Below are 26,832 nucleotides of genomic sequence, written 5' to 3' on the forward strand. Positions count from 1 at the left end.
CTGATCAAATAATTTAAACAGATTACAATGAAAAAAAATTTATTTTTAACTCTATTAGTTACTTTAACAGTAGCAACTTTAACAGCGCAACAGTTTGATTTGTCAGCTGAATTACGTCCGCGTTTCGAAAATAAACACGGTTTTGGAACCTTATTAAATACAAATGCCAATGGTGCAAATTTTGTATCACAACGCACACGTTTAAACTTTGATTTTCAGCAAGATAAAATTAAACTAGGTGTTTCTTTACAAAACGTTAGAGTTTGGGGAGACGTTAGTACTTTAGGAGCAAATGACAACAATACTATGTTACACGAAGCGTGGGCAGAAGCATTATTATCTGATAATTTTTCATTAAAATTAGGTCGTCAGGAAATAGTTTATGATGATAGTAGAATTTTTGGGAATGTAGGTTGGGCGCAACAAGGAAGAAGCCACGATGCTATGTTAGCTAAATTTAAATTATCTGAAAAAAGTAAATTAGACTTAGGTTTTGCATTAAATTCTGATAGTCAGGCAGGTGTAGATAATTTATATAGCAATGTTGCAGGTTATAAAACGTTTCAATATGCTTGGTTTAATACAAAAGCAAGTAAATTAGGGATTAGTCTTTTGGCATTAAATAATGGTGTTGAATATGTAGATGGTGCTGATCAAACTGTAGACTATTCTCAAACTTTGGGAACTAGATTAACATATGCCGAAGGTAAGTTTAGTGCCGATGCTTCTGCTTATTTACAAGGTGGAAGTTTAAGAGGAAATGATGTTTCTGCAAATTATGTTGCAGGTAATTTAAAATATAAAGTTTCTTCAGAATTTAACATTGGTGCTGGAATTGAAATTTTATCTGGTAAAGACACAAACGACACTTCTTCAGATGTTAAATCATTTGTTCCATTATATGGTACAAACCACAAATTTAATGGTTGGATGGATTATTTTTACGTTGGAAACCATGTAGGTTCTGTTGGTTTAGTTGATATTAATGCAGTTTTATCTTATAAAAAAGATAAGTTTTCTGCTACGTTAGTTCCTCATTTTTTCTCTTCTGCAGCTAATATTTACAGCGGAACAACAAAAGAAGACAATAAATTGGGTACTGAAATTGACTTAAATTTAGGGTACAAAGTTGCTGATAACATTATGTTTAATGTAGGTTATTCTAAAATGTTTGCAACAGATTCTATGGAAATACTTAAAGGAGGCGATAAAGACGAGAATAACTCTTGGGCTTGGATAATGTTTACATTCAAACCAAAATTATTTTCTTCAAAATAAAAAGAAGTTAAAAACTTTAATTAGTAGTTTTAGTTTAGAGCCAGTACTTAGATGTTACATCCAAAGTATGGCTTTTCTATTTTTAGTAAGTTTGTCATTCCTGCGAATGCAGAAATCCATAACCAGAATATTGAGATACTAGAAACTAAAAAATTTAAAAACAAACTAAATAAAGTTGCCGCTTTTACCCAAAAATTGTGTTTTGTTATTTTAACAGAACAGTATAGATTCCTGCATTCGCAGGAATGACAGAAACACATGGAAGTTAGGAATTTGTTCGTTTATACAGTTATTTTAATTATCTAATATAAAGGAATTATTATTAATTTGAAGGAGTTAAACGTACAATTCCTAAATTTTGAACAGTAACATAAATAAAACCGTCTGGAGCTTGACGTACACAACGTACGCGTCCAATATTTTTCAATAATTTTTCTTCTTTAATAACGCTGTTATTTTCTATTACACATCGTGTTACATATTGAAATTTTAAAGAACCTACTAACACATTTCCTTTCCAATTCGGATAGTTGTCACTTGTAATAAAAGTCATTCCGCTAGGTGCAATAGATGGTGTCCAATAATGAATAGGATCTTCCATTCCTTCAATAGAAGTTTTATCTGTAAACGTTGTATTGTTATAATTTATACCGAAGGAAGCTTTTGGCCAACCGTAGTTTTTTCCAGCTTTTACAATATTAATTTCATCACCTCCTTGTGGACCATGTTCGTGCGTCCAAATTTCTCCAGTTTCTGGGTGTATTGCCATTCCTTGTGGATTTCTATGTCCGTAAGAATAAATTGCTTTTTTAGCATTTTTTGTGTTGTAAAAAGGATTGTCTGTTGGAATACTTCCATCAGAATTAATACGGTAAATTTTACCTGCATCCTTAGTAATATCTTGAGGTAAAGCATCTCTGTTTGATCGATCTCCAATTGAAAAATACAAATAACCATCTCTATCAAATTCAATACGTGAACCAAAATGAACACCACGTTTGGTGTTTGGAGTTGCTTTGTATAAAATTTTGGTTTCAACTAAAGTAAAATCTTTTAATTTAGCTCTCATAATGGTGGTATTTCCACCATTATTATCATTTTCTATGTTTGACGAATATGACAAATACAACCAACCATTTTCACTGTAATTAGGGTCTAATTCAATATCTAATAATCCGCCTTGCCCTCTAAAATAAACCTTAGGAACATTTTTAATACTCGTCTTTACGCCATTTTGGAAATGAATTAAATCTCCCTTTAGTTCGGTAATTAATATTGAATTGTCCGGTAAAAATGCCATACTCCACGGAATTTCCATTCCGCTAACAATGGTATCAATCTTAAAATTAAATTGGTTGCTATTTAAAGTTTGTAGCGCTATTTTTTCTGAAGGTTTTTCTTTGCAAGAAAATAGTAAAATTGTCAATAAACTGAGAAATAAGGTTGAATACTTCATAATTTAAAATGTTATTTTAATACGGTAAATTCAATTTCTGAAGAGGTAAAAACAGTATGTGTTTGAGTTTTAAAATCTTCAACTGTTGCTTTAAAAATATTGTCAACATAAGTTTGCGGATTCAAATCAATTAACGGAAACCACGTACTTTGCACTTGAATTTGTAATTTATGTCCTTTCTTAAATGTATGATGTACATCTTGTAATTTAATGTTTACTGCAGTCTTTTTATTTGGAATAAAAGGCTCTGGAAACGTAAAGCTATTTCTAAATTTTCCACGCATAACTTCACTACGCACCATTAAATGGTAATTGCTCATTTTTAGGTGGTTTTGCATATCTTTATTATTTTCGTTCGTATCAGCAGGATGCACATCTACAATTTTTACAATCCAATCGGCATCGGTTCCAGTAGTTGCGACTTGTAATTTTGCTAACATATCGCCGCTTAACGTAATATCATCTTTTAAAACAGGAGTTTCAAACACCAAAACATCACTTCTTCTGGCGGCAAAACGTTGGTCATCTGTCATATATTTTCTAGGCGTAAAAACCGTTTTAATATCTTCGGAATACGGAACAGGTTTTTTAATATTACTAATAAACTGAATACCAGTTTCTTTTTCTTTTTCAGAAGCTAACTTCTGATTATCAGCTAAATAAAAAGTTTGTTTTTCAGCATTTTTTGGAGGCCAAACGGCATAACTATTCCATTCTTTTTTACCAGTATCGTAGATATAAGCTTCGGGCAAACCAGTATTTTTATCGCCTGTGCCTTTTAAAAAATGGTTAAAAAATTTAGTTTCAATACGTTCTTGATATTTAATGGAGATTGAATCACCAAAATAATAATTTCCAACACTGTTTTTAGTTTTAGTAGTTACCCATTGTCCGTGACTCCAAGGGCCAAAAACCAGGGTGTTATAATTGTCTTTATTGTACTTTTCAATAGTTTTGTAAGTTTCTAAAGCACCGTATAAATCTTCAGCATCAAATGTACCACCAACAACCATAGTTGCAACATGCGATTTTATGTTTTTTAAATGTTGAAGTATGTCTTTGCTTTGCCAAACTTCGTCGTAATTTGGGTGTTCTTTTAATTCATTCCAAAAGAAATCACTTGCATTATCGCTATTTTTTAACGCAGGATTATCTAATTTTTCATATTCAAAAAAGTGATCTAAATTACTAAGAGGTCCAGCATCTAAAAAAAACTGATACTGGTCTTTTGTATTAAGATCTGGAATTTTATACCAAGAGGAATCTGTGGGTGTGTCTTTCGGAGTTCCAAACAATGGAACGGCTCTAAAATAACTCAATGTAAAAGCACCGTTATGGTGAAAATCATCAAAATAAAAATCTGCAATACTTGCTTGAGGCGAAGCCGCTTTTAACGCAGGATGCGCATCTATAGTTGAATAAGTACTATAAAAACCAGGATAACTAATTCCCCAAGTTCCTACGTTGCCATTGTTGTTTTCAACATTTTTCACCAACCAATCAATAGTATCAAAAGTATCGGAGCTTTCATCAACAAAAGTGCTGTCTAGTTTGTTTGGAATGTAAGCTCGCATATTGTCATAAGTTCCTTCACTCATCCAACGCCCACGAACATCTTGATACACCACAATATTGCCTTCCTTCATTAAATGTTCGTTTGGTGCAATACGGGTTTTAAATTTATTTGCTCCATAAGGTCTAGTGCTGTAAGGCGTGCGTTGCAATAAAATTGGATAGGTTTTACTATTGTCTTTTGGTGTGTAAATGGATGTGAACAATTTAACACCATCTCGCATAGTAATTGCGGTTTCTAGTTTGTTGTAATTTTCTTCAACATATTTGAATTTTTGCTGTGTTTTTGAAGGGGTTTTTTTACAAGAAAACAAGGTATTAATTACTAATATTAGTACAAAAACTTTAAAAGCGTAGTTTTTCATTTAAAGATTGATTGGTTTAATGGTAAAACTACTAAAAATAAATATTCAATTTGTTAGTATTTTGTTAAAACAAAAAATATGTAAAAAAGTAATTATGTTGTACCTAAAATACTATAAAATAGTAAGCACCATCCACAAACCAACAACAATCCACCAAGCGGTGTAATTGGACCTAAAAAACGTAATTTTTTATTTTTAGCTGATGAGATTACCAAACCATAAATGCTAAAAGAAAATAATACAATACCAGCCATAAAACTATACATCATATATTTTTCTGAGGCAGTCTCTAAATTAAAATTAAAACCGATTAATAATAAAACGATAGCATGATACATTTGGTATTTTACACCAGTTTCAAAACTTCTGAGTTGATCTTTAGATAATAATTTTTTTAATGCATGTGCACCAAAAGCTCCAAAAATAACTGCTAAAGCTCCGAGAATACTGGCAAAAAGTAAGGTGAATTGTGTCATTATTATTTTTGTATAAAATTACAGATTTTCAACAACAATTAACAATCAATATTCAATAAACCAAAAGTAGTTACTTAAATTTTTTAATTATTTTTCAATTTTCAGTTTAAATCACCAAATGCGGATACGCTTTTTCGCGATTTTGAAATCGAAGTATGGTATCTTTCACAATAACGCCTTTATCAATATTTATGGCATTTTGTATGGTTTTACTCTGCATCCAACTTTCTCTGCCGTTTATTACGGATGGTATATGAACAATTAGAGCTGCAGAAATAGACCTTGAAGCACTTTCCCAATAATAACTAGGCGTGTGATCAACGGCATAATAGTCAATTTTATTAATGGATATCATTGGGTTTTTAAAAGTAGTAGGCTTTGCAAAATAAAAACCCATTCCTTCATCGCAACTTACATCTATAATTAAAGTACCTGGTTTTAAACTGTCTTTTTCTTCTTCAATAACAAAATCGAAAGGATTATCTGTATCTTGATAGGTACCATTTACTATTATTTCAGATTCACTAATCAATTCTGAAAAAGGTCTTTCTGAACCATCATGTTCCACTAAAACAAGTCGAGGTTCATTAATTGCTCCCTTTCTAACACGAACATAATTTACATTAAGAACTTCTTCTCTTACTTCGTGGTCGGGTCTTTGAATACAAATAGTAATATCTCTAAAACCATGTGCTTTTAATGCATAAATTGCACCTCTACTTACCGCTCCAAAACTAAAAATAATTACTTTTCTTTGATTTCCATAATGTCCATCTATTCCTTTTAATTTCAAGGCATGTATAACGGCACAATAGCCAGCCATTTCATTATTTTTATAGAATGTATGTCTACCCATTTGTCCATTCGGATTCCAAACAAACATATCTTCAAAAGCAATTAATGTTAATTTTTTTTCTATAGCTGTTTGTGAAATTGGCATTTGTTGCGCACAATGTGGATATCCCCAAAGTATCCCGTTTGCTTTTAACTCTTGTAAATCAGATAAAATAGGTTTTGCAATAATAACCGAACCTATTTCAGATAATAATTCTTTTCTTGTAGCAATTCCCCCCGTTTGATTTGAAATTTCTTCATCTGAAATATTAAAAGGTTTTCCATATCCTTTTTCAAAAATAAGTTGTTTTCTAATGTTTTCTGGAATTCGTTTTATATGGTCTGGATGAATTGGAACACGTCTTTCATCCACTTTTTTTGAAGTTCCTATAACTCCCATTTTTAATAAAGCCATTCGTTATTTTTATTGAAGTCAACACTTATTAATGAAATAAGCAAAACATCATTATAAAATTCATAGAACAGAATACTTACTAATAATCAGTCATTAAGTTGAAAACTAGTGCGTTAAAATCAGAAAGGATCTTTAAAAAACCTTATTAGTTCATTTAATGGAACTAGAAGTGTTATTAAGATTAACGGATAAATAATCCGACCGTGAAGTTACGATAAATAATTGTATAATAAGGTTTTAATTAAGGAAACCTTATAACAAACTATTAATAAATAAAAAAGAGGTTATTGAAAATACGTTTTCTAATAACCTCTTTTTAACTATTTAAGTTGCATTATTTTTTTAATATTCGAACATTCTGTTCTTCAACTTTTTTGTCAGATAATTGAGAAGGCGCTCCAAATAGTAAATCGTCACTAGTTCCTGTTTTTGGGAACGCCATCACTTCTCTAATAGAAGTCTTTTTCTCTAAAATCATCATTAAGCGGTCTACTCCCCAAGCAATTCCTCCGTGTGGTGGCGCTCCATATTGAAACGCTTTGTACATAGCGCCAACACTTTTTATCATTTCGTTTTTAGAATAGCCCATATTTCTATAAGTTGCTTCTAAAATTTCAGCTTTATGGGCACGCACAGATCCTCCACCAATTTCGTAACCGTTTAAAATAAGGTCGTATTGTTGCGCAATTATAGTTCCTATTTCATCTTCTTTACCATTCATATGCTTCTCTAAATCGTAAATAGCAGGCATCGAGAACGGGTTGTGCGTAAATGTCCATCTACCTTCATCTGTTTTTTCAAACATTGGAAAATCTATTACCCAAGCCGGACGTAATTCTTTAGGGTTTATCAATCCTAAAATTTTACCCATTTCTTGACGTACAGCATCTAATGCTTTGTTTGCAGTTTCATAATCTGCGGCAGAGAAAAATACAATATCACCAACTTCTGCGTTGGTTTCATTAATAATTCCAGCAGCAATTTCTGCACCTAAAAATTTAATAATCGGCGATTGTAAATCGTGTTCATTTACAATAATGTATGCCAAACCGCCTAAACCATTTTGTTGTGCAATGGCAGTCAAGTTTTCAATTTGACCTTTAGACATACGGCTGTTTCCTTGTTCTTTAGCAGAAACTTTAATACATTTTACAATCCCTCCTTGTTCAATAGGTTTACTAAACACTTGGAACGTTGTATCTTTTACAATTCTTGTAATATCTTGCATTTTTAAGGCATAGCGTAAATCTGGTCTATCACAACCATAATTATCCATTGATTCTTTGTAGGTAAGCACTTCAAACGGATGTAAAATCCACTTTTTACCATATATTTTCTTCACTACTTCATTAAACATTTTGGTGTTTAAATCTATAATTTGCTGCATACTTGCGTACGCCATCTCAATATCTAATTGCGTAAATTCTGGTTGACGATCTCCTCTGGAATCTTCATCTCTAAAACAACGTGCAATTTGAAAATATTTCTCGTAACCACTAACCATTAGCATTTGTTTAAACTGTTGAGGTGCTTGTGGTAACGTGTAAAAAGAACCTGGTTGTTTACGTGTTGGAACAATAAACTCGCGTGCTCCTTCATCGGTTCCAGCGGTTAAAATTGGTGTTTCAATTTCTAAGAATTCTTCTTCATCTAAAATATCACGCAGTAATTTTATTACTTTATGACGGTTTACAATTGCTCTTCTTACAGAATCGTTTCTATGATCTAAAAACTTGTATTGAAAGCGAATAGTTTCACTTGTCTTTGTAGCTCTTTTTATTTCAAAAGGCAATGTTTTAGAAAGGTTTAAAATCTCCAAATCGGAAGTTTCTAACTCAATTTTTCCGGTTCTTAAACTTGCGTTATAATCGTCTTCATTACGCTGTACAATTTTTCCAGTTACCGTTATTACAGTCTCTGGTTTTAATTTCACCAACTCATCTAGGTTAGGAAATGACTCTCTACTTAGACGTACTTGAAAAATTTCTTGACTAGAATCTCGTAAATCAATAAACATTAGTTCTCCGTGATCTCGAACACTAGAAACCCAACCTGCTAGCATAACTTTTTCAGAAATGTTTTTTTCTGATATTTCTGAAGCCTTGTGTGTTCTATAAACATCTTTTATAATGATAGGAATTTCCGGAAGTGTTTCGTCTTCAACTTTTGCCTTTTGCTGTTCGTTACTTGCTTTTTGTTGGTCACTTTCGACTTTCGACTTTTGACTTTTAGCTGAAAGAGTTTCTAAAATCCCTTCTCTAATTACTTTTCCAGAAGCTCCTTTTCCAATAATATTAATTACTTTCCCAACTAAAATACCTGCTTTTCCGTGATTTCCAGCTTTAATATCGTTTGCAATAGCATCATTTTCTGAAATTACTTTTTGGATAGCTTCTGAAATTTTATCTTCTGAAATTATATTGTCTTCAAAATACTTGTTGTAATCAAAAGTTCTATCTTTTAAGTAGGAAGTAATTCCGTTTTGGGCCAACACGGCAGTGATCTTTTCTGCCTTAAATAATTGAAAAATTTCGACAAGACTATTTATATTATTAATTGCGCAATAATCTTCTGGCTTAATATTATTTACCAATGTTTTTGCAACAAACGAAGGATCTTTTAACACCTTATTTATATCCATAAACACTTTAGATCGAATAGCATCTGCAGTAAAAAACTTAGCATCTTGCGGCAAAACACCACCTTTAATTAACACAGTTTCAACGGCAAAAGGCAATGCACTCGAATCTACAGAAATTGCTTTAATTTCATTCTTAATGCTTACAAAAGGTAAATCTGGTTCAGAAATAAAGCGATAATCTGCTTCAAACTCTTTTTTACGCATGGTTTTGGTTTGCTTTAAATCAGCATCCCATAAAACAGTAGTTTGATCTGGTCTAAATTCTTTATGCTCAACGTAATAGTTAAATTGTTTTTCAATTTCTTCCTTCAAAGCATCCACCATAAACTTAAACGAATTCAAGTTTTTTATTTCAGTTCGTGGATTTAAATCGTAGCTTCTTCGTTTGCGTAAAGACACAGAAACATCCGATTTAAATTCACCTTTTTCAAGGTTTGCTTCAGAAATTCCTAAGTTTTGAACAATCCGTTGAATGTATTGTGCGTAGGTTGAAGCGTCTTCAATATTACGAATGCAAGGTTCTGTAACAATTTCAATAAGAGGAACTCCAGCTTTATTAAAATCTACCAGAGAAATCTTTTTCTCGTGCATTAATTTTGCAGCATCTTCTTCAATATGAACCTGTGTTAAATTCACCGTAAATTGAGAGCCGTCGTTTCTATAACAAGAAACGTGTCCGTCAGGTATTATTGGATTGTGAAATTGCGTAATTTGAATATTCTTCGGATTGTCAGGGTATTCGTAATGTTTTCTATCCCAAGAGATTACTTCATTATCAAATGATGAATCTACAGCTTTTCCAAAATAGATAGCTTTTGTGATTGCTTCTTTATTTATAGCTGGTAAAACTCCCATTTGTCCCGTACAAACGGAACATATATTTGTGTTTGGTGTTTCAATTTCTTGATTTGGACAAGAACAAAACAACTTGGTTTTGGTATTTAATCGAACGTGTGTTTCCAGTCCAATTACCAATTCTAAATCGTGCTTTTTAATAGCAGCATTTAATTGTTCTAATTCCATTATATAGTTTCTTTTAAGAAGTTAGCAAACTTCAAGATAATTTCTTCATTATTTTTTGCTGCAGTGATTTGCAATCCAGTTACTGTTCCTTGCGGTATAGTTAAGGTAGGTAATTGCGCTAAACTAAATCCAACAGTGTAAGCGTCAGACAAATACATTGCGTGTGGGTCTTTTAGGCTTTCTCCAATTTTAGGAGGTGCACTTGGTGTAACAGGCGATAAAATGATATCAACTTCTTTAAAATCTTTATCAAAATTTGTTGAAATTTGATCTCGTAAAGCCAATCCTTTTAAATAAATTTCATCAGAAAAACCTTGCGATAAAACTTGGTTCCCACCAACAATCCTACGTTTAGTTTCTTCGGAAAAATTTTCAGAACGTGTTACTGCGTATGTTTCAATTAAATTTTCAGCTTCAATCCGGTTTCCATAATTAGTTCCATCTAAACGCGATAAATTGGAAGCTGTTTCGGCCATTGCCAATGTATAATATGTTGAAACTAAAATATCAGATTTAAAAAAATCTAATGCTTTTACTTTTATTCCAGTAGCTTTTATTTTTTCAATACTTGTTAAAAAATCAGCTTTTACATCTGCATCAATAGCATCACTTTCAATAAAATTTTTAAAGTAACCTATGGTTTTTACAGTATTATTTGAAATTGCTTTTTCGTCAATTTCTTTTGAAGTAATCGAGGTTTGATCTTTAGCATCTTTTCCACTCATCACATTTAAAATAATACGAATATCTTCAATAGATTTTGCTAAAGGACCCACACAATCGGTAGAGGATGCGTACGCCATTAAACCGTATCTAGAAATGCGTCCATATGTTGGTTTTAAACCATATATTTTATTGTAACCTGCTGGCTGACGGATAGAACCTCCAGTATCTCCACCAATTGAAAATATGGTAAAATTTTTGGCAACATTTACTGCAGATCCACCACTAGAACCACCAGCAACCAAGGCTGGGTTAAGTGCGTTTTTAACAGCTCCAAAAATGGTGTTTTCACTAGAAGAACCGTGTCCAAAACTGTCGCAGTTTTCTTTAACTATTGGAATTGCACCAGCATCTAATAATTTTTGAATTGCGGTTGCAGTAAACGGAGATTTGTAATTTTTTAATAAGTTAGAACTAGCAGTTGTGTTAGTTCCTTGCAGCATGTAAACATCTTTTACTCCAAAAGGAATACCTTCTAATAATCCTATTTTTTCGCCGTTTTTTATTTTAGTATCTACTTTTACAGCTAATGCTAAAGCTGTTTTATCTAATAAAGAATTTACGGTATTGTGCGTGTTTTCTTGAAGTAAATTTAATTTCTCTTGCACTAAAGCAGTACAAGTTATTTGTTGATCCACCAATTGTTGGTGTATGTGTTTTATTTGAGAATCCATGTAATTTTTGTTGAATTGTTAGGGAGTTGAAATTGGTAATTTCAAACTCGTAATTCGTACTTAATCTAATCTTCGATAACCTTAGCAACTACCAAATAACCGTTCTTTTTTTTCGGGAAGTTTTCAATAATTAGTTGTTTCTCAATAGCAGAACTTTCAATAACAACATCTTCTCTTAAATTATTAACCGATACGCAATTATAATTGACATTATTTAAAGAATTATTATTTGTTGGTTGTGCATTTTTAATTACATCAAATAATTTGTTAACAGCCTCAGATGGCTGCGCTCCTTTAATACTCGACAATATATCGACTGTCATTATTTTACTCATCTTTTTTTAATTTATGTTGTAAGTTAAACTTTAAGCCGACCAAATTACGAAAGTTTTACGAGTGAAGCATATTTTTTTTTACAAGTAGTTGTTGTTCAAGCCTTGTAACCTAAACTATGCTGTCAATTTTTTAACATTTTATAAATGAAACTTATAATCTTTAGTATATATTGAAATAAACCCTAAAATTGTATTGGTAATTTCAATTTCTTCTAATTTGTTAATTAAGTGTATTTTTGTTGAAAATCTGTTAAATGAATTTGAAAGATTCCCAAGAAAAATTAATTCCAACGTTAAAGAAGTACTTTGGTTACGACACGTTTCGAGAGCAACAGGAACAAATTGTATCATCTGTTCTTGCAAAAAACGATAATTTGGTAATTATGCCAACAGGCGGCGGGAAATCAATTTGTTTTCAATTACCTGCGTTGCTTTTTGATGGTTTAACCTTGGTAATTTCTCCGCTTATTGCTTTAATGAAAGATCAGGTAGATGGTTTAAAAGCAAACGGAATTGAAGCAGATTTTTATAATAGTAGTCAGGAAACAGAAGAACAAACTGAAATTTTTGAGAAGATTTATAGCAAGAAATTAAAATTGTTATATGTGGCGCCAGAGAGCTTATCTTATTTAGAAAATATTTTAAATGAAGAATTTATCAGTTGCATTGCCATTGATGAGGCGCATTGTATTTCTTCTTGGGGACACGATTTTCGTCCTTCATATCAGCACTTAGGTTTTTTTAAACAAATCTTGCCTAATACTCCAATAATTGCACTAACAGCAACTGCAGATAAGGCAACTAGGGCGGATATTATTGAGCAATTAAATATACCTAAAGCAACACAATTTATCACTTCGTTCGACAGAAAAAATATTGAATTAGAGGTTAGACCAGCAAACGATAGAATTTCTCAAATCATTAAATTCATTCGAAAAGCTCCTAAAGAATCAGGTATAATTTATTGTTTAAGCAGAAAATCTACCCAACAAATTGCAGACAAGTTAAAATTAAATGGAATTAATGCTGCTGCCTACCATGCAGGGTTAAGTTTTGAAGAACGTACAAAAACACAAGAAGATTTTATTTACGATAAAACTCAAGTTGTTTGTGCCACTATCGCTTTTGGAATGGGAATTGATAAATCGAACGTGCGATGGGTAATACATTATAATATGCCTAAAAATATTGAAGGCTATTATCAGGAAATTGGACGTAGTGGACGCGATGAATTAAAAGCAAATGCATTATTATTTCATAGTTATTCAGATGTAATTCAGCTTAGAAAGTTTATTAGTGGAGCCACCAATGAAGAAGTACAAGCTGCCAAATTAGATAGAATGAAACAGTTTTCTGAAGCAACAACCTGCCGAAGAAAAATATTATTGAGTTATTTTGGTGAATTGTTAGCCGATGATTGTGGAAATTGTGATGTTTGTAAAAATCCGCCTAAAATTTTTAATGGAACAATTATTGCGCAAAAAGCACTTTCTGTAATCACTCGTTTAAAAGAAAATGAAGCTATTGGAACTGTTATTGATGTGTTGCGTGGAGCTAATAACGCCACAGTTTTAGAAAAAGGCTATGACAAATTAAAATCGCATGGTGTTGGTAAAGAGATTTCTTGGAGAGATTGGCAACAATATTTAATTCAATTAATAAATCAAGGATATTGCGAAATTGCTTTTCATAAAAACAATGCCTTGCAATTAACTGATTTTTCTAAAAAAGTATTGTTCGATAGTAAAACTGTTAATTTAACCAAACCAGTCGATTATGTTGAACAAACAAGTGTTGAAAAATCGACCAAAGCCAAAAAAGCGCCAAAAGATACATTGTTTGAAAGATTGAGAAAACTGCGTCAAGAAATTGCCTTGGCTGAAAAAATTCCTGCATACTTGGTTTTTAACGATGCTACTTTAAAAGAAATGGAACGCGCTCGTCCAATGAGCGAAGTTGATTTTTTAGATATAAGTGGAGTAGGACAGCGAAAATTAGAAGTTTATGGTGAGGATTTTATTGCTGAAATTGTAGCATTTTCAAACGAAAAAATTAAAACTAGAAAAAAGAAAGATACTTATAAAATTACGTACGATTTATATAAAGAAGGTTTAACAATTGATACTATTGCAGCAAAACGTAATTTAAAATCAACTACTATTTTTTCACATTTAGCTTTATTATATACTGAAGGAAAGGCTATTGAGATTTACGATTTTGTGACTAAAGAAGAAGTTGAAAAAGTTAGAAAAGCTAAAGAAAAATTAGAAAGTCCATTTGCTTTAAAACCGTATTACGAGTATTTTAATGCTGAAATTGAGTATTTTAAAATTCGTTTAGCATTAACAATTATAGACACTGATGGGTAGATTTAGGTTTAAATGTTTAAAGATTTCGAGATTCTAACTTTGGTACTTTATCCATTTGAATTTTTCAACCTAAATCTTCTTCAAAATAGGATTGTTGTTGACAATATTGGAGAGCACAATATGAGTTCTAGTTTCACCATAAGTTATTAATCTATCTATTAGTTGTTCTAAATGCTGTTGATTTTTTAGAACTACTTCCATAATAATATTTTCGTTTCCAGTAATTCTATAACAGTTAACCACTTCATCAAATGTTTTTACAGTTTCTAGAAATGGTTTTAGTCGTCCCATAAATGCTCTTAAGGTAATTATAGCCTTTAATTGATGATTGGTTTCTGTATGAGAAAGTTTTGCAAAATATCCTTCAATTACGCCTCCGTCTTCCATTTTTCTAATTCTTTCTGCAACAGCAGGAGAAGTAACTCCAACTTTTTTGGCAATTTCGGTATTAGACTGACGCGCATTTTGTTGTAAGCATTTTAATATTTTCCAATTTATTTCATCTAATTTCATAATTAAAGAATTTACTGCAAAAATATTAAAATTTAAATTAAATATAGGTCTTAACTTTAATTATTAAATAGAGAAAGCATAAATTGGTAGTAAATTTGTGTAAATATCAAATAGAAATAGTAATGAACTTGAGTGAAGAAGGTTTAAATAAATTAGTTATTTATAGAAAATCGTTGGATGTATTTAATTTATCTAGACGAATAGCTAACTATATTACCGATGATAAGGATATGATCTCTATGTACAGATCTGGCAGAAGGGCAGATAATTATGCAGATAATTTAGTAATGAATGCTTTTAGACTTGTGCCAAAAGTTGTTGAAACTGAAACTCAAAGTAATCCAGGTATTAAGTTAAAATATGCGCAGTCTTTGCGTTATTTTATAGATAGATTGTATCAAGATTGTTTAAAACTAGAAAGTACTAAAATTCAAGGTTCAGATTTTGTAAGAATGCTTCGTAAAGAACTTATTATTCTTAAAAAAATTCACAGACGTTATGTAAAATCTTTAGTGTAATTTAAATACAGATTTCAATCTTTTTTTTTAAGTTTTCTTGGATTGCACTTTTTTCATTATTAATATAATTATTGCAATTCATAAATGCTTGGTAAATGAAGGTCTAAAATTTTGAGATTTCAACTTGTTTACTCCCTTTAATATCCGATAAAAATAAAGGTTCTTTATTTTTTGTAAGACTTCTTAATACTCCCTCCGTGCAAACAATCTATATTAGTCTGATTTTGATTTTTAAATTAGAATCTAATTAAGTGAAGTCAATAACTAAGTATTGAGATTTGAAATAATATATAATGGAATTTCTAGTTTAGAATTATTCAAAATGATATTTTATTTAAATCTTTTAGTAGATGCAGTTATATTTCAATTTTAAATTAAATGAATATTGTTTTAACAATTATAACACCATTAGCTCCTCTAAATCCGTATCTGCTTGTTTCTGGACCTTTTAAAACGGTTATTGTTTTAATATCATCAGGTCTTATGGCACTAAATGATTCTTTCGAAACTTCAACGCCATTTAAAATTAATAGTGGCGACATATTTCCATTTACAGAATTATAGCCTCTTATTCTAATAACACCGTCTGAAGACACATTTAGTCCTGAGACTTTACCTCTTAAATAATCATAAATTGTGTTGTACTGTATTGCATTAACCATTTTTTGCTTTACGGAATTCACAATCAAATCTAAATCATCCCCACCTTTAATAACAATAGTTAATTTGTTTTGACCATCGTATTTTATGGTTTTAATACCAATATTAGGATGGAATGCACTTACTTCTCTTGGTTCCGTTTTTATTTTCGTTTTAAACATTCCACTCGAATTTGTCCAAATTCTTTGTTTCACATTGTCAAAAAGAATGATAGCCCCAGCAACAGCTTTGTTGTCGATATCTTTAACAATAATGGTAAGTTTCTTTTCTTGAGAATTAATATTAGAGCTGAAAAACAACGCTACGAAAAGGATTATAATATTTTTTTTCATAATTAAAATTTGTTAATACTAAGTTAATAATTAAATTAATAAACACCTACATGTTTCTTCTATATTGTCCGCCAACTTGAAATAAAGCTTCTGTAATTTGACCGATGGAACATACTTTACAAGCTTCCATTAACTGTTCAAAGATATTTTTGTTATTTATAGATTTCTGTTTTAATAATTGAAGTTGTTCGGATGTTTTATGGACATTTCCTTTGTTTAAATTTTTAACAATACTTACTTGATATTGTTTCTCTTTTTCAGTTGCTCTAATTACTTCTTGAGGTAAAACTGTTGGGGAACCTTTACTACTTAAAAATGTATTTACACCAATAATTGGAAATTCTCCATTGTGTTTTAAAGTCTCATAATACAAACTTTCTTCTTGTATTTTACTGCGCTGATACATGGTTTCCATAGCTCCTAAAACGCCACCTCTGTCTGTAATTCTATCAAATTCAGCATAAATAGCTTCTTCCACTAAGTCGGTTAATTCTTCAATTATAAAAGCACCTTGAATTGGATTTTCATTTTTTGTTAATCCTAATTCTTTATTAATAATTAATTGAATTGCCATTGCTCTGCGCACACTTTCTTCGGTTGGAGTTGTAATTGCTTCGTCATAAGCATTGGTATGTAAACTATTACAATTATCGTAAATGGCGTATAACGCTTGTAGTGTTGTTCTAATATCATTAAAATCAATTTCTTGAGCATGTAAGCTTCTCCCTGAAGTCTGAATATGATACTTTAACATTTGTGCACGTGCATTTGCTCCGTATTTATTTTTTAAAGCTTTCGCCCAAATTTTACGAGCTACTCTTCCAATTACGGCATATTCTGGATCAACTCCGTTTGAAAAGAAAAACGATAAATTTGGACCAAATTTGTTAATGTCCATTCCTCTGGAAAGGTAATATTCAACATAAGTAAAACCGTTTGCTAATGTAAAAGCGAGTTGCGAAATTGGATTTGCTCCGGCTTCTGCAATATGATAGCCAGAAATTGAAACCGAATAAAAATTACGAACATTATTTTCTATAAAATATTCTTGTACATCACCCATTAAACGCAAGGCAAATTCGGTAGAAAAAATACAGGTATTTTGTGCTTGGTCTTCTTTTAAAATATCTGCCTGTACAGTTCCTCTAACTTTAGAAATTGTTGCAGTTTTAATTTTTTGATATACTTCTTTTGGTAAAACCTCATCACCTGTAACACCTAATAATAATAAACCTAAACCATTATTTCCTTCGGGTAAATCGCCTTGGTATTTAGGTCTGTCAATTCCTTTTTTCTTGTAAATTAAAGTTATTTTAGTCTCAATTTCATTTTTTAAATTATTTTCTAAAATATATTTTTCACATTCCTGATCTATTGCGGCATTCATAAAAAAGCCTAACATCATTGGTGCTGGACCATTAATTGTCATAGAAACGGAAGTCATAGGATTTGTTAACTCGAACCCAGAATATAACTTTTTTGCGTCATCTAAACAACAAATAGAAACTCCAGCATTTCCAATTTTCCCATAAATATCTGGACGAACATCGGGATCGTTTCCATATAGAGTAACAGAATCAAAAGCGGTGGATAAACGTTTTGCTGGCATGCCTAAACTTACATAATGAAACCGCCTGTTTGTGCGTTCTGGACTTCCTTCACCTGCAAACATTCGGGTAGGATCTTCACCAGTTCTTTTGAACGGAAATAGGCCAGCTGTATAAGGAAATTCTCCAGGCACGTTTTCTTCTAATGTCCAATGTAAAATTGCTCCCCAAGCTTCATATTTTGGTAAAGCTATTTTTGGAATTTGTATATGGGAAAGTGATTCGCTATGTGTTTTTATATTAATTTCTTTATCACGAACTTTATAAGAATACACATCATTTTTATAGGATTGCTTTTTGCTTTCCCAGTTTAAAATAATGTTCCAATTATGTGGATTTAAATCCATTTTAATTTTTGAAAATTCTTTAAAAAGAAGTGAAATGAACTCTTTATTATTGTTATTTAGAACTTGTTTGAGAACATCATCCTCATTCAATCCGATTTGTGTTAGTTTAGGTTTAACAGTAGTTACTGATTCAATAGTTTTATAAATACCATATAATCTTTCAGCAACTTCTTTTTGTTGCAAACTATCTTTACTGTAGGCTCTATTATTTTCGGTAATTTCAGATAAATAACGAGTTCTGTTTGGAGGAATTATAAATTGTTTTTCGCTAAAGTCTTCTAAAAGTTGAATGCTACTTTCAAAATTTTCAGTTGTTTTTTCGTTCAATTTTTTAATTAAAAAACTGTATAATTTGTTGGTTCCAGGATCGTTAAATTGTGATGCGACAGTTCCAAAAACAGGCATTTCATCTGTGGCTTCTTCCCATAAATTATGATTGCGTTGGTATTGCTTTTTAACATCTCTAAGTGCATCTAAGGCACCACGTTTATCGAATTTATTTAGTGCAATTACATCAGCAAAATCTAGCATATCAATTTTTTCTAATTGCGTTGCCGCTCCATATTCTGGAGTCATAACATACATAGAAAGATCAGAATGGTCGGTAATTTCAGTATCACTTTGTCCAATACCCGAAGTTTCTAAAATAACCAAATCAAAACCAGCGACTTTTAAAATATCAACTGCATCGTTTACATGTTTAGACAATGCTAAATTAGCCTGTCGTGTAGCTAAAGAGCGCATATAAACACGGTTGTTATTAATAGCATTCATTCTAATTCTATCACCTAAAAGAGCACCTCCAGTTTTACGTTTTGAAGGATCCACAGATACAATTGCAATAGTTTTTTCAGGAAAATCAATCAAAAAGCGTCTCACAATTTCATCTACGGTTGAGGATTTTCCAGAACCGCCTGTTCCAGTAATTCCTAAAACTGGAGTTTTAGATTTGTTCGCATTTTTTCTTAATTTATTAAGAAATTCAACATGCTTTTCTGAAAAATTTTCAGCAGCTGAAATGGAAATTGCTAATTGTCTATTATTTTTATGTTGAAGGTCAGCAACTTTAAAATCAACAATTTCACCAGTTGCAAAATCACTTTTCTCAACCATATCATTAATCATTCCTTGCAAACCCATGCTTCTTCCATCATCAGGAGAATATATTCTTGTAATTCCATAATGCATTAATTCTTCAATTTCTGAAGGCAGAATTACACCACCACCGCCACCGAATAGTTTAATATGTGAAGCATTCTTTTCTTTTAAAAGATCGAACATGTATTTGAAATATTCTGTATGTCCACCTTGATAAGATGTAATTGCAATAGCATTTGCACCTTCTTGAATAGCACAATTTACAACTTCTTCAACACTTCTATCATGACCTAAATGAATAACTTCTACGCCAGTTGATTGAATGATTCTGCGCATAATGTTTATGGCAGCATCATGTCCATCAAAAAGAGATGCTGCTGTAACAATTCTTAATTTGTTTACCGGTTTATATGGTGCTATTTTTTTCATTTTGTAAAATTGACTAATTTATTGAGTGCAATTTATGATTTTTTTAAAAGCTTATATGATATTTAACAAATATCTAACTTTATAGCCAGTTGTTTTTGCTTGTTTTTTTATGAAAAAATATTAAAAAGAAACCTAGATCTATTTATAAGTATGTGCTTTTAAAATATTAATATTATGGTATGATTCTTGATAACTTAAAAGTATAGAATTAGTTAATAAAATAAAACTCAATAACATGAAAGCCATAAAATTACTTCCATTAGTCTTACTTTTTTTAGTTGCATCTTGTAGTTCAGTTCGAGTTACTTCAGATTATGATACATCAACTGATTTTTCTCAGTACAAAACGTTTGCTTTTTACAAAAAAGGAATTGATAAAGTAGAATTATCGGATTTAGATAAACGTAGAATTTTAAAAGCTGTTGAAAAAGAATTATTGGCTAAAGGCTTTACAAAATCCGAAAATCCAGATGTCTTGGTAAATATTTTTACAAAATCTCGTCAGAAAGTAGATGTGTATAATAATAGTTCAATGCATTTTGGTTGGCACCCTTGGTATTATGGACCAAATTTTGGAATGCACATTTCTAAATATACCGAAGGAACGTTATTTATAGATTTAATAGATGCTGAAAAGAAAGAATTAGCTTGGCAAGGAATTGGAAGTGGTGGTTTAACAACTTCTGGGAATGTTGCTAAAAAAGAAGAAAGAATTAAAGAATTTGTTGCTGAAATAATGTCTAAATACCCACCTGTTATTGAATAAATATAGTCAAATACGAATTAAAAACGTTCTGAAATTTCAGAACGTTTTTTTTATGTTATTTTTGCGCAATGGAATTTAATAAAACCACTCCTTTAGAAGAAGGAGATTACTATATTAACGAACAAGGTTTTCGTGTTTTTACTGAAAAGTATCATCTAAAAAGAGGTTATTGTTGTAAAAATGGTTGTAAACATTGCCCGTTTGGATACGATAAAAAAACTGATTCATTTAAAAAATAAAAACAATGCTAAAAAAAATACTATTAATTGTAGTAATTTTTCAATTTTCTAGTTGTACAGAATTACAGCAAGTTATTAATCAATTGCCAAATGGAGGTATTACAAACGATCAAATTGCTGGTGGTTTAAAAGAAGCTTTAAATAGGGGAATTACTAATCAAGTGACAAAGTTAGCTGTTGATGATGGTTTTTATAAAAATGAATTAACGCGAATTTTACTTCCAGAAGAGTTGCAAAAAGTTGATAAAACGTTGCGTGCAATTGGTTTGTCTAAATTGGCAGATGAAGGTTTAAAAGTATTAAATAGGGCAGCTGAAGATGCAGTAGGAGAAGCAATACCAGTTTTTGTGGATGCAATTAAAGAAATGACCTTTACAGATGCAAAAAACATTTTGTTAGGTGAAAAAAATGCGGCAACACAGTATTTGCAAACGGCAACTTCTGAAGCCTTGTACCAAAAATTCAATCCTATTATTACTAATTCTTTCCAAAAAGTTGGTGCAGATAAAATTTGGACAAATCTTATTACAAAATACAATAACTTACCGTTAACAAATAATGTAAATCCAGATTTAACAGACTACGTTACTGTTGAAGCATTAAAGGGGGTTTTTGCAATGGTTGAAGTTGAAGAAAAAGAAATAAGAGAAAAAGTAAGTAGCAGAACTTCTGATTTGCTAAAAAAAGTTTTTGCTTTACAAGACAAATAATTTAAAACTTATTTCTTTTAAAAAAGCCTTTCAAATTTAATTGAAAGGCTTTTTTAGTTATAATATGTTTAAAAGTGACTCTCTAACTTTTTGTGTAATTCTTTAAAATAATCAAATGCTAAGAGCATTCGAGATCCATACCAACTAAACATTTCTCCATCGCCAAAAACCGTAATTGAGCGGTTTGTAAAAGAGGCAATTTCCATGGCGTGTTCATCTTTAAATGGAAAGGGTTCAGATGATAAAATAACAACGTCTGGATCTCCTTCATGTCTTATTCTATTAATTTCAACTTTAGGGTAACGACTCATATTTTCGTAAATGTTTTCAAACTTATTTAATTGCATCATTTTGTTAATAAAAGTATCATTGCCAACAACCATCCAAGGTTTTGCCCAAATAAAATAAGCTACTTTTCTAATTGGCTTGCTTTTTATAAATTGTTTAAAATCATTCATTTTAAATTCAATTTTATGCACTAAATTATCCGCCTCAGTTCTTCGGTTAAGAATACTTCCTAAATGTAAAATTAAATCTATAGCTTGTTGAAAGGTATTTACGTCTGAAAAATATGTTGGTGCAATTTTTTCTAACTCGGGTAGCATTTCATAAGAATTTTCTTCCTTATTACATAAAATAAAATCAGGATTTAAAGCTTTAATTTTATCAAAATCTACTTTTTTAGTACCTCCAATAATTTTTTTTGTAGCTTTTAAATGGTAAGGATGTACGCAAAATTTTGTTATACCAATCAACTCATTCTCCAAAGCTAAATCATATAACAATTCAGTTTGGGAAGGAACTAAAGAAATAATTCTTTTTGGTGTTGTTTTTAAGGTAATTTCTCTTCCTATTTGATCTTTAATTGTTTTCATGATATTTGGTTTAAAAATACTTTTAAAGGTTATTTATAAAGGTATTCATATACGATATTCTATTCTCAATCCATTGTTTTAGTTTATCAACATCTTTTTCATTATTATGAGGCCATAAAGATGAATTTCTAGCTTTTGCTCCTTGAGTAATAAAATCATACTCATTAATATAATCCATTAAATCTGAATAGTGATTGGCTTTAAAATCTTCCCAATATTCTTTTATTAATGCTTCAATTATAGGGTCGGACATTAGTCTTGTAAAAAACTTAGTTCCTTTGCTTGGATTGGACCAAAATAAATCTTTATTATAATTATTAAAATGCCAGCCTGTACCTTCATACCCATAACCCCAATCAAAGTCCCATAATGGACCCATTGTATATTTTCCTGTAGCGGTTTTATGAATATATGTGCTTTTTGGATGATTAATTTCTTCATTGAGAGTAAGCATATATACAATTAAATACTTGGCAATAGAAATGTCATCTATATAATCTCGGTAATTATTATTTGGAAAATTATCAGCAGCAATAAGTTCTTCTAAGGTTTCAAAATCACTTTTAATAGCAGCTAATTCAGATGTATTATCTAATTCTGGATCTTTTATTAATACGGGTAAATTATAAGTGGCTGATTTAAACTGCCATTCTTCATCATAATTAGCATCTAGTTCTAATAGCAAACCATCTTTACCTACATTTACTCTATTCGATTTTACTTCTACTTGTTCTGTTAAATTATATAAGCCTTGATATTCATTATTTATGGTTACTTCTACAGGTATTATTGTATTGGTAAATGGCATTTCTAACATTTGCCCAACTTTAAAAGCCACAGCGTTTAGCAAATGTGTACCGTCTAGATAATCTGCTAATAATACCCAATCTTTTTCAGGCGCTAAACCTAAAATAGATGCATCTTCACTCAATTTTAATTTATATGGTTTCTTTGGCAAAACCCAAGTCGAATTTCCCCTACCTTTTATTCTGGAATCAATCACTAAATCTTCATATCTAGATTGTCCATCAATTGTTAAAACACCATATAAATAATCATCTTTAGATATAATTGGTGCACCTCCTTCAGTGTTAAAATAAATATGAGCTAAGGCATCGTCCCAAGAAATATTAACGGTATATGCTTTAACGGTTCCTGATGCTGATTTTAGATTGTAAGTGATTAGTTTTCTAAAATCTACACTGTTTTTTTCGCTAATTTGCTCTAAACCATTTATTTCTACAATAGTTGCATTTGTAGAAAATGTAGGAATAGCATTGAAAAAATATTTTTTTAGCTTTCCATTTATAATACCGTCTGTAATATCAAAAACGATATCTTCACTTAAATTAGGGTTGTTTTTCTTTTCAAAAACTAAACTTTCAAAAACCAGATTTGTATCTTCTATTTCTGGAAGAGAGGAAGTTTCGTTTTTAGTGCATCCTACAACACTTATAAAACTAATTATTAGGTAAAAATAAATTAAATTTGACTGCTTAAATAATTTGTGCATTGTTTTGAATTTAAGTTTACGAATTTACCAATAAAAGATTTAATAAACGTTATTAATACAGTTGTTTTGAAATGTTTAGGATTATTATGGTTTTAAAATCTTGAATTGAAGTTTTTATTTCTAATGTTTTTTAACCAAAATTGCGTGAAAATTTATACAGCCTTTCTTAAATTCAAAGATCTACCAACTACTATCTAAAATAGTCGCCATTTCTTGTTGTAATTTTAATGCTTCTTTTTGTGCTTCTTGTGCAAAATTCTCATTAGTTCCAGCATAAATAATTCCTCTTGAAGAATTTATAAGTAAACCACAATCTTTAGTTAAACCATATTTACAAACATCATGTAAATTACCACCTTGTGCCCCAACTCCTGGGACTAATAAAAAGTGATTTGGAACAATTTTTCGAATGTCTTCAAAATATTCTGCTTTTGTAGCTCCAACAACAAACATTAAGTTTTCTGAATTTTTCCAAGTCAATGCAGTTTTTAATACCTTTTTATACAATTCCTCATTTTCAGTTTTAAGTCCTTGAAAATCTACACCACCTTTGTTAGATGTTAATGCTAAAAGAATAGTGTTCTTGTTCTCAAAAGCTAAAAATGGTTCTACAGAATCACTTCCCATATACGGAGCAACAGTTACAGAATCAAAATTTAAATCTTCAAGAAATGCTTTTGCATACATAGTTGATGTGTTGCCAATATCACCACGTTTGGCGTCAGCAATTGTAAATAATTCAGGGTAATTTGTATTGATATAGTCAATGGTTTTTTCCAAAGCTTGCCAACCTTTTATACCATAAGCTTCATAAAAAGCGGTATTTGGTTTGTATGAAACTGCTAAATGGTGGGTAGCATCAATTATCTGTTTATTGAATTCGAAAATAGGATCTTCTTCTGCTAATAAATGTGTCGGGATTTTTGCTAAATCAATGTCTAATCCTATGCATAAAAACGATTTTTTTTGTTGAATTTGAGCAATAAGTTCTTGTCTGTTCATAATATAAAATAAAGAATTAGGCAAAAGTAGTAATTTTAATACTTTAAGCTATAGCTCTTCTTAAATAAAATACTTTTGTTAATTATAAAAAAAAATAATTTTATAAACTGTTAACTTTTTTGTATTATGCTGTTTATAATTTTAATTATTTAATACATAATAGCACTATTTTATTGGTATGATGATAGATTAATGAAAAGATGGTAATAGGCTGATAAAAATTAAATAAAACAAGTTTGTGTGTTGATAATCAATCGAAAACGATTGCGGAAACTGTCCCTAATTTCATACATTTTTTCATCTTAAAATTGTAAATTTGTAAGGTTAAAAAGAATAAAATTTAGAAAACATAAAACAATGAGAAAACAAATAGTTGCAGGAAACTGGAAAATGAACAAAAACGTTCAAGAATCAACACAATTAGCAAGTGAAATTGTAAGTGAAGTTAAAGGTTTAAATTTAGATAATACACGCGTAATAGTTACACCAACTTTTGTTAATATTAGTGAGGTTGTTAAAGCTACAAAAGGTTCATCTGTTGAAGTTGCTGCACAAAATATGCACCAAGCTAAAAGCGGTGCTTTTACAGGAGAGATTTCTGCTGAAATGTTAACTTCTTTAGGTCTAAAAACAGTTATTTTAGGTCATTCTGAAAGACGTGAATACTTTGGAGAAACCGACGCTATTTTAGTTGAAAAAGTTAATGCTGCTTTAGCAAACGGATTGGAAGTAATTTTCTGTTTTGGCGAAGTGCTGGAAGATAGAAAATCAGGCAACCATTTTAAAGTAGTTGAAAGTCAAATTAAAAACGGATTGTTTCATTTACCAGCAGAAGCTTGGAAAAACATAGTTTTAGCCTACGAACCAGTTTGGGCAATTGGTACAGGTGAAACTGCTTCTCCAGAACAAGCTCAAGAAATGCATGCTTTTATTAGAAAAATTGTTGCAGATAAGTACAATGTAGAAGTTGCTGAAAACGTTTCTGTTTTATACGGAGGAAGTGTGAATCCTGGAAATGCTAAAGAAATTTTTTCTAAAAAAGATGTAGATGGTGGTTTAATTGGTGGTGCCGCGTTAAATGCTGATAACTTTATCGCTTTGGTAAAATCATTTTAAATACCATTTAAAATTTAGTTAAATAACTTATAAATTATAAATACGGTTTCCTTAAATTATAAAAGGAAACCGTATTTTTGCATTCTGAAATAAAAATATTATGGATTTAAAATATATTGGATATACATTTACAGTGGAACCAAAAGAACCTGCAACTGAAATTTTAATTGCACAATTAGGTTTTGCCGGTTTTGAAAGTTTTGTTGAAATTGAGAATGGGGTAACGGCCTATATTCAAGAAGGGGATTGGAATGCAGATATTTTAAAGGATATTCAAATATTAAATTCAGATGAGTTTGAATTCGAAATTAAAGAAGAAGTTATAGAACAAACTAATTGGAATAGTGAGTGGGAGAAAAATTTTAGCCCAATTCAGGTTGATGACTTAGTAAGTATTAGAGCTCCGTTTCATGAAAATCTAAATTTAAAATATGATATTGTAATAGAACCAAAAATGAGTTTTGGGACAGGACACCATGAAACCACACATATGATGGTGCAACATTTGTTAAACATAGATTTAACAGGTAAGAAAGTGTTAGATATGGGCTGCGGAACGGGAATTTTAGCAATTTTTGCAGAAATGAAAGGTGCAAAACCTGTTGATGCAATTGATATTGATAATTGGTGTTATTTAAATTCATTAGAAAATGTAGAGCGTAATAATTGCGAACATATATCCGTTTTTGAAGGTGATGCTTCCTTATTAATCAATAAAAAATACGATGTTATTATTGCAAACATTAATAGAAATATTTTATTGAATGATATGCAATCTTATATGGATTGTTTAAACAACGAAGGCGTAATTTTATTTAGTGGTTTTTACCAAGAAGATATTCCAATTATTGATGCAGCAGTATCTAAATATGACTTTAAAATTGAGACAATTATAGAACGAAATAATTGGGTAGCTATAAAGTATAAAAAATAATTTATTATATTT

At 30.6% G+C, this 26,832-nt stretch carries 21 protein-coding genes; 8 read left to right on the top strand and 13 right to left on the bottom strand.

The features are described 5' to 3' along the window. Positions 1 to 27 precede the first annotated feature (27 nt). Positions 28 to 1,278: an alginate export family protein gene (locus IEW75_RS05120; RefSeq protein WP_134247662.1), complete on the top strand. Its 1,251-nt coding sequence runs from the start codon at positions 28 to 30 to the stop codon at positions 1,276 to 1,278. A 322-nt stretch (positions 1,279 to 1,600) separates the two neighbouring features. On the opposite strand, the gene IEW75_RS05125 is transcribed toward IEW75_RS05120, so the two are convergent. From IEW75_RS05125 to IEW75_RS05155, 7 genes are all read right to left on the bottom strand, one after another. Continuing rightward, a complete protein-coding gene (locus IEW75_RS05125; RefSeq protein ID WP_134247663.1) occupies positions 1,601 to 2,734 on the bottom strand; it encodes a PQQ-dependent sugar dehydrogenase in 1,134 nt (377 codons plus the stop codon). Between the two features lie 11 nt (positions 2,735 to 2,745). Then, positions 2,746 to 4,671 (bottom strand): CocE/NonD family hydrolase, encoded by a 1,926-nt coding sequence (locus tag IEW75_RS05130; protein ID WP_134247664.1) that lies wholly within the window; start codon positions 4,669 to 4,671, stop codon positions 2,746 to 2,748. Positions 4,672 to 4,763: 92 nt separating this feature from the next. Next, positions 4,764 to 5,147: a DUF423 domain-containing protein gene (locus tag IEW75_RS05135; RefSeq protein ID WP_134247665.1), complete on the bottom strand. Its 384-nt coding sequence runs from the start codon at positions 5,145 to 5,147 to the stop codon at positions 4,764 to 4,766. A gap of 106 nt (positions 5,148 to 5,253) precedes the next feature. Further along, the gene (locus tag IEW75_RS05140) at positions 5,254 to 6,396 is read right to left on the bottom strand and encodes a N(5)-(carboxyethyl)ornithine synthase (protein WP_134247666.1); all 1,143 of its coding nucleotides are present in this window, start codon (positions 6,394 to 6,396) and stop codon (positions 5,254 to 5,256) included. A 334-nt stretch (positions 6,397 to 6,730) separates the two neighbouring features. After that, on the bottom strand, positions 6,731 to 10,060 hold the full coding sequence (gene gatB/aspS / locus IEW75_RS05145; RefSeq protein ID WP_134247667.1) for a bifunctional amidotransferase subunit GatB/aspartate--tRNA ligase AspS: 3,330 nt from the start codon (positions 10,058 to 10,060) through the stop codon (positions 6,731 to 6,733). Then, positions 10,060 to 11,457 carry an amidase family protein gene (locus tag IEW75_RS05150; protein WP_134247668.1) on the bottom strand — a complete coding sequence of 466 codons (1,398 nt, stop codon included), beginning with the start codon at positions 11,455 to 11,457 and terminating at the stop codon, positions 10,060 to 10,062. Before IEW75_RS05150 ends, gatB/aspS begins: the two co-directional genes overlap by 1 nt. Positions 11,458 to 11,522: 65 nt before the next feature. Further along, the gene (locus tag IEW75_RS05155; protein WP_188703980.1) at positions 11,523 to 11,792 is read right to left on the bottom strand and encodes an Asp-tRNA(Asn)/Glu-tRNA(Gln) amidotransferase subunit GatC; all 270 of its coding nucleotides are present in this window, start codon (positions 11,790 to 11,792) and stop codon (positions 11,523 to 11,525) included. Positions 11,793 to 12,046: 254 nt separating this feature from the next. On the opposite strand from IEW75_RS05155, the gene recQ reads away from it, so the two are divergent. Beyond that, entirely contained in the window at positions 12,047 to 14,161 is a 2,115-nt protein-coding gene (gene recQ / locus IEW75_RS05160; RefSeq protein WP_134247669.1) for a DNA helicase RecQ, read from the top strand. A gap of 69 nt (positions 14,162 to 14,230) precedes the next feature. On the opposite strand, the gene IEW75_RS05165 is transcribed toward recQ, so the two are convergent. Continuing rightward, complete coding sequence (locus IEW75_RS05165; protein ID WP_134247670.1) at positions 14,231 to 14,674, bottom strand: Lrp/AsnC family transcriptional regulator; 444 nt, start codon at positions 14,672 to 14,674, stop codon at positions 14,231 to 14,233. Between the two features lie 122 nt (positions 14,675 to 14,796). On the opposite strand from IEW75_RS05165, the gene IEW75_RS05170 reads away from it, so the two are divergent. Beyond that, entirely contained in the window at positions 14,797 to 15,192 is a 396-nt protein-coding gene (locus IEW75_RS05170; RefSeq protein WP_134247671.1) for a hypothetical protein, read from the top strand. Between the two features lie 374 nt (positions 15,193 to 15,566). Here the strand turns inward: IEW75_RS05170 and IEW75_RS05175 are convergent, their stop codons facing one another. Both IEW75_RS05175 and IEW75_RS05180 read right to left on the bottom strand, forming a co-directional pair. Beyond that, positions 15,567 to 16,184 carry a TonB-dependent receptor plug domain-containing protein gene (locus IEW75_RS05175; protein ID WP_134247672.1) on the bottom strand — a complete coding sequence of 206 codons (618 nt, stop codon included), beginning with the start codon at positions 16,182 to 16,184 and terminating at the stop codon, positions 15,567 to 15,569. A gap of 46 nt (positions 16,185 to 16,230) precedes the next feature. After that, entirely contained in the window at positions 16,231 to 19,665 is a 3,435-nt protein-coding gene (locus IEW75_RS05180; RefSeq protein ID WP_134247673.1) for a methylmalonyl-CoA mutase family protein, read from the bottom strand. A 235-nt stretch (positions 19,666 to 19,900) separates the two neighbouring features. Between IEW75_RS05180 and IEW75_RS05185 the strand changes: the two genes are divergently transcribed. The 3 genes from IEW75_RS05185 to IEW75_RS05195 all read left to right on the top strand — a co-directional run bounded on the left by IEW75_RS05185 (position 19,901) and on the right by IEW75_RS05195 (position 21,380). Beyond that, positions 19,901 to 20,431: a DUF4136 domain-containing protein gene (locus IEW75_RS05185; RefSeq protein ID WP_134247674.1), complete on the top strand. Its 531-nt coding sequence runs from the start codon at positions 19,901 to 19,903 to the stop codon at positions 20,429 to 20,431. 68 nt (positions 20,432 to 20,499) lie between these two features. Continuing rightward, positions 20,500 to 20,670, top strand: coding sequence for a C1orf53 family protein (locus IEW75_RS05190; protein ID WP_158283778.1), 171 nt, complete (start codon positions 20,500 to 20,502; stop codon positions 20,668 to 20,670). A 5-nt stretch (positions 20,671 to 20,675) separates the two neighbouring features. Then, entirely contained in the window at positions 20,676 to 21,380 is a 705-nt protein-coding gene (locus tag IEW75_RS05195) for a DUF4197 domain-containing protein (protein WP_134247675.1), read from the top strand. Between the two features lie 68 nt (positions 21,381 to 21,448). Here the strand turns inward: IEW75_RS05195 and IEW75_RS05200 are convergent, their stop codons facing one another. The 3 genes from IEW75_RS05200 to pyrF all read right to left on the bottom strand — a co-directional run bounded on the left by IEW75_RS05200 (position 21,449) and on the right by pyrF (position 24,770). After that, entirely contained in the window at positions 21,449 to 22,255 is an 807-nt protein-coding gene (locus tag IEW75_RS05200) for an ABC transporter substrate-binding protein (RefSeq protein ID WP_134247676.1), read from the bottom strand. Between the two features lie 22 nt (positions 22,256 to 22,277). Further along, complete coding sequence (locus IEW75_RS05205) at positions 22,278 to 23,768, bottom strand: CotH kinase family protein (protein ID WP_134247677.1); 1,491 nt, start codon at positions 23,766 to 23,768, stop codon at positions 22,278 to 22,280. Positions 23,769 to 23,948: 180 nt separating this feature from the next. Continuing rightward, positions 23,949 to 24,770: an orotidine-5'-phosphate decarboxylase gene (pyrF, locus tag IEW75_RS05210; protein ID WP_134247678.1), complete on the bottom strand. Its 822-nt coding sequence runs from the start codon at positions 24,768 to 24,770 to the stop codon at positions 23,949 to 23,951. Between the two features lie 357 nt (positions 24,771 to 25,127). Here pyrF and tpiA point away from each other — a divergent pair, with 357 nt between their 5' ends. Both tpiA and prmA read left to right on the top strand, forming a co-directional pair. After that, entirely contained in the window at positions 25,128 to 25,886 is a 759-nt protein-coding gene (gene tpiA / locus IEW75_RS05215) for a triose-phosphate isomerase (protein WP_134247679.1), read from the top strand. 100 nt (positions 25,887 to 25,986) lie between these two features. Then, entirely contained in the window at positions 25,987 to 26,820 is an 834-nt protein-coding gene (prmA, locus tag IEW75_RS05220) for a 50S ribosomal protein L11 methyltransferase (RefSeq protein WP_134247680.1), read from the top strand. Positions 26,821 to 26,832 lie beyond the last annotated feature (12 nt).

The sequence above is a fragment of the Lutibacter litoralis genome (assembly GCF_014646675.1).
Lineage (GTDB): Bacteria > Bacteroidota > Bacteroidia > Flavobacteriales > Flavobacteriaceae > Lutibacter > Lutibacter litoralis.